Origin of the sequence: Lysobacter enzymogenes, assembly GCF_017168095.1 — a bacterium.
GTDB lineage: Bacteria > Pseudomonadota > Gammaproteobacteria > Xanthomonadales > Xanthomonadaceae > Lysobacter > Lysobacter enzymogenes_D.
This window is the reverse complement of record NZ_LXSD01000404.1, coordinates 1-368: the sequence shown is the minus strand read 5'-3', so window position 1 is coordinate 368 and position 368 is coordinate 1. Positions and strand designations below refer to the sequence as shown.

1 protein-coding gene is annotated in these 368 nt (G+C 65.8%); it reads left to right on the top strand.

The window, feature by feature from the left end; all coding sequences use genetic code 11:
• Positions 1 to 172, top strand: a 172-nt coding sequence (locus A7A76_RS26790) for a proprotein convertase P-domain-containing protein (protein ID WP_206412342.1), incomplete at its 5' end; no start/stop codon positions are given.
• Positions 173 to 368 lie beyond the last annotated feature (196 nt).

Sequence of the window (368 nt, the reverse complement as noted above, 5' to 3'; positions counted from 1 at the left end):
CGGCAGCGTCTACAACCTGCACAACCGCACCGGCGGCAGCGCCGACAACATCAAGAAGACCTATTCGGTCAATCTGTCGAGCGAAGCCTTGAACGGCACCTGGAAGCTGCGCGCGGCCGACCGTGCGGGTGCCGACACGGGTTACATCAACAACTGGACCATCACCTTCTGATCGCGATTGCGCGACCTCGAGGCTGCGTTGCGCGATGAGGCACAGCCCCGGCTTCGGCCGGGGCTTTTTTTTGCGGTGGCGCATACGCAGCGGGCCGCTGTTTCAACGCGCAAGCCGCGACCCCTCCCTGTAGGAGCGGCGCAAGCCGCGACCGCGACACCGCAGTTACGACGCAAGCGCGGTGTCGCGGTCGCGG